The 3861-nt window shown below is 61.7% G+C and carries 6 protein-coding genes; all 6 read right to left on the bottom strand.

The genetic code is table 11. The features are described 5' to 3' along the window. Positions 1-83: 83 nt before the first annotated feature. Complete coding sequence (locus HMPREF0591_RS30880; RefSeq protein ID WP_007168480.1) at positions 84-236, bottom strand: enoyl-CoA hydratase-related protein; 153 nt, start codon at positions 234-236, stop codon at positions 84-86. A 1781-nt stretch (positions 237-2017) separates the two neighbouring features. Next, positions 2018-2323, bottom strand: coding sequence for a hypothetical protein (locus tag HMPREF0591_RS10400; protein ID WP_007168485.1), 306 nt, complete (start codon positions 2321-2323; stop codon positions 2018-2020). A 60-nt stretch (positions 2324-2383) separates the two neighbouring features. Then, complete coding sequence (locus HMPREF0591_RS10405) at positions 2384-2725, bottom strand: hypothetical protein (protein ID WP_007168486.1); 342 nt, start codon at positions 2723-2725, stop codon at positions 2384-2386. A 20-nt stretch (positions 2726-2745) separates the two neighbouring features. Next, a complete protein-coding gene (locus tag HMPREF0591_RS10410; RefSeq protein ID WP_007168487.1) occupies positions 2746-3153 on the bottom strand; it encodes a type II toxin-antitoxin system VapC family toxin in 408 nt (135 codons plus the stop codon). Positions 3154-3156: 3 nt separating this feature from the next. Further along, positions 3157-3429, bottom strand: a complete 273-nt coding sequence (locus HMPREF0591_RS10415) for a type II toxin-antitoxin system Phd/YefM family antitoxin (RefSeq protein ID WP_033711258.1) — start codon at positions 3427-3429, stop codon at positions 3157-3159. Between the two features lie 202 nt (positions 3430-3631). Continuing rightward, the coding region (locus HMPREF0591_RS33435; protein ID WP_208857749.1) for a hypothetical protein at positions 3632-3861 on the bottom strand (230 nt) is incomplete at its 5' end.

Raw genomic sequence — 3861 nt, forward strand, 5'->3', positions numbered from 1 at the left:
TCAACACCTCACACCTCTGCCGCGTGGACCGGCCCTAAGTCATTACGTCACGATCGGCGGTGCCCTTGCCGCCGCGAGTGTCCTCACGGGCAAGACACTGCGAAAAGACCGCGCTTCGGCTCCATCACCGCGAATCGTGCGTCGGGCACGGCCACTCGGATGTCGGTGGAGCTCAACATCTCGAATCCGCCCGCCACGCAAGTGCCGTTGACCGCGGCGATGATCGGCTTGTACACGGGGAAGCGATGCAGGACGGCGTGGATTGCGTCGAGCTTGTCCAGAGAAGAATCCGGTTATTTCCGCCTGCATCCTGCGAGTCCGAGGCGGTCGGCGGCATCTCGCTGCCAGATGTCAAGACCCGGGTGTGTGCCAAGTGATAGGTCGACGGTTCGGCGTGTTCGTTGGTCGCCTGTCTACCGGATGGTCATGAGGCGTTCGGTCGGCCCGGTGCCTGTAGGTGAGGGCGGGGTGGCAGCCGCGGTGTTTCTGTGGGACGGTGCGGCGCTCGATTCGATGCGGCTGCGGCCGGTGCTCATTGCGGCGATCCCCTCTTCGGGTGCGTTTCAGTAGATCTGCATATCAGTACGCGGATCAATGAGGGGTCCTGCACTTGGGCCCAAGGTGAGGCGCGGCACCCCTCGCGCGTCGTCGGCGATGAGTTGCCGGCGGGCGTCTGCTGAGGCCCTGTGTTGGGGACGGTCTAGGTGCACGCGGCGAGGTGTGACTGCTGATCGGACTACGCAGGGAGCGATTTTTGGCCAACAGCGATACTGAATTCTAGGAAGAAAGGTTTCTGCAGATATCGGGCACCAACCGAGTAAGTCTAGTTTGCTGGCACCTTGAAACTCTGATAATCGTAATCAAGTCAGACTCTGGCCTGAATGATTCACGTTGTGCTCGATATCAGTAAGTACGCAGACGCGAATTGGCGCATGTCAGTACACCAGTACATGGTTGTTGAACTGCTGCAATATACGATTGTAGGTGTGGAAGTCAGTGTCTACTGAAACACTGAATTTATGAATATGAATCACTTTGCAAACAAGGTAGCCCAATTGGCTTGACGCTCACTTTCTGTAGTAGCTAAGCTGCATTGCATAGCCAAAGTTCATACAGCTGGTGGCATTGCTATCACCAGTTGTGGGAATCCAGTTGTGGGAATGGAGGTGAGCCCCATTACCACCTAAGTGACTGTGCAACGCACGACAAGTGCGCCGATCATAACGCGATCATCTAATGATCCATGAATTCGGAGGGGAACATGACTTGCAAGACACGACGCCGCGGTATCACGATCAAGCTCGGCATGGCCGCAGGTGCAGCTTTGGCCGCCGGGCTCATCCCGATAGCCAGCGCGGGCGCTGCCTGGGCGGATGAGCCAGACCCAGGGATCACAGTTGGGGGCGGCGGGTCTGGTGGAGTGTCCACCCCGATCGGTGGGGGCAGGGCGTCGACCGGCGGGTCCGGTGCTTTCAACGACAATGGCGGCGGCTTCGGTACTGGCACGTCGGGCGGTTTGACCGGTCCGGGCGGCGCTGGGAGCGGCGCTTCCACCGGCGCGGGCGGTGGTTTCACCCTGCCGGGATTGCCGGGATTTTGAGGTAGGCACCGCAGCGGGAATCGACATTTGACTGGCGTGGCCGCTAGCCGCGCAGCAACGGATGTCGACATGCGGGGCAAGCGGATGACGCACCCCGAAGCCTCGGGAGAGGACGTTTGCTTGGTGATTGGGACCGGTCGCCCGAGTCGCGCACATCGTGGCCGGGCGACCGCTCGTCGGCGGGTATGACGGTCGGCTGCCGAACACGCCTGGCGCCTGAAGCGGCCACCCATGATGCCGAGCATGAAGTGTTGGTGCGCGCGCCCAGTCGCAAAGTTCGTGATTGAGGCGTGACGGGCGGTCCACCACGCAACGCACGATGTCTTGCGGTCACCATCTTCCACCATCTTCGAGCCAGCGCCCGTTCACATCCGGCCACCAGGTCGGCAACGGGTCGCGGCGGGCAAGGCGGGCGGTTCATCGCGCTGCGCGGCGCACCAGACAGCGCGGTCGCCTGGCGTTTCTGCCGCGCGCTCGCAACGCCGTGCTGCGCCGCTTCATCGAGGCTGCAGTGCGCTTCATCGCGTCGATGAGGTCCTTGGCCTCGCCGATCGATTCCAAAATGGCCACCCGAGCTTGGCCGGCCTCCTTAGTCAGTGGTGTGCCCAGGAGCTGCCAGTCCGAGCGCAGCCAGTCGCGCGCCGCGCTGAGCGCTGATCTCACTTCGTCGATGCAGGCGCGGGCGTTCTCGAATAGTTCGGGACGAGTTGGCAGGTCAGCCATGGGTTGTCCTTTGCGGCGGGTTGTAGCGGGAAGCCGTGGGAGTGACGGCCGGCGAGGTTTTCACCAGCCGGCGTAGGCAAGGGGCAGGTCGGCGATGACTTGTCGGCGTGATTCGTCGAGGCTGGCAGCAATGTCGCTGAGGCCATTTGCGCCAAGTGATCGCAAGAGTTCGCCGCCGGGCTCAGAGTTGTAAAAGCTCACCATCGCCGCAAGGAACATCGCTTCGCCCGAGGACAGCCATCCGATAGCTGATCGGATCTCGTCGACCCTCGGCGAGAGATCCCACTTGCTGGTCGCGCTGTCCGGGGAAGTCTGGCCGTCGGCGAACCATCGGGGACCGGCGATCTCTACACCGCGCTGCCACGCTTGAAAAACGGTCTCATCATAGAAACGTGCTGACATGTGTTCTCCTCCTGAGCCGTTCATGAGTTTCTTCCAGGTGTGACAATCGTTATCCCGAGGGCACGGGCGGCGTCGCTGAGTCGACTGTCATAGGCGACCATGGCGGTCAATGGTGCTGTGGATGCGGCGATTTGAGCGGTGGCCAGGTGTATCGCATCGAGCGAGCGCAGCGCCGGATCGGGGTAGGCGGCCGCGGTGGCGCGGATGACCTGGTCGATTTCGAACCGATCCAGTCTGGCCAGCACAGAGGGGACAGCAGATAAGCCATTTGGGGCGACTGCGCGGATGGCTCTGGGGAGCTCCACTTCAGCCAAGGCAGATGTTATCCAACGTGTTTCGGTGCGTTCATCGAGCCAGTCAGCTAGAGCATCAGATTCGACTTCGATCCGGATCAGCTTGACCAGAGCCGAGGTATCCAGGTAGATCACCGGCTAATACCTTTCCTCGGCGCGCAGACGTTGCAATAGCGCGCCGGCGTCGAGATTGTCGTGCATCGGAACGGTCGGCCGCGGGGCTGGGCCGGCCAGCGTCGCCGGTTGCACTCTGCCGGCAGTGATCAACGCATCCAGTGGGCCGGCGGTAGCGGGGATTATTCGGGCGATGACTTCCCCGCGCTCAGTAAGCGTGATCTCTTCGCCACGCTTGACGCGGGCCAAGACCTTTGCCGTCTCTTGGTTGAGCATTCGGAGAGGTACTTCACTCATACCAATAATGTACTACATAGTTGTACTACATGCTATGGTGGCGCAACTGGTTCGGAGCGCCGGCGGCCCATGTCCACACGCCCGCCCCCGAGAATCAACCTATCGACGAAGCCGTTCAGGAACTCCGCGCCGGCCTCGTCGTCAGGCTCGCGGCCATCGGTGCTCACAAAGGGACCTATCCGTCTCTAGCTGCCTTGTCAGCTCAATTCTCACAGGTGGGGCAGAGATATGCGACGGTCAGCGCGTGGTTATACGGCCGAGCCATTCGCTTGATGCCGGCGGTCTGCGGGCGGTGCCGCTCAGTCAGTGCCGTCGTCCCGACCATTGGTGGCGCCAGCCACTCGGCCAACCTAGCCTTGACCTGCTCCGCCTGCTCCCGACTGTGGCACATGTCGTTTGCCATCTTTCCGAGTGTTACGCGGCAGGGGAGAA

It is taken from the genome of Mycobacterium parascrofulaceum ATCC BAA-614 (assembly GCF_000164135.1).
Taxonomy (GTDB): domain Bacteria; phylum Actinomycetota; class Actinomycetes; order Mycobacteriales; family Mycobacteriaceae; genus Mycobacterium; species Mycobacterium parascrofulaceum.

What these genes read in the sequence shown, in the direction of transcription:
- HMPREF0591_RS10400 (WP_007168485.1), bottom strand. Translation starts at nt 2,323, where the DNA reads ATGGCTGACCTGCCAACTCGTCCCGAACTATTCGAGAACGCCCGCGCC.
- HMPREF0591_RS10405 (WP_007168486.1), bottom strand. Translation starts at nt 2,725, where the DNA reads ATGTCAGCACGTTTCTATGATGAGACCGTTTTTCAAGCGTGGCAGCGC.
- HMPREF0591_RS10415 (WP_033711258.1), bottom strand. Translation starts at nt 3,429, where the DNA reads ATGAGTGAAGTACCTCTCCGAATGCTCAACCAAGAGACGGCAAAGGTC.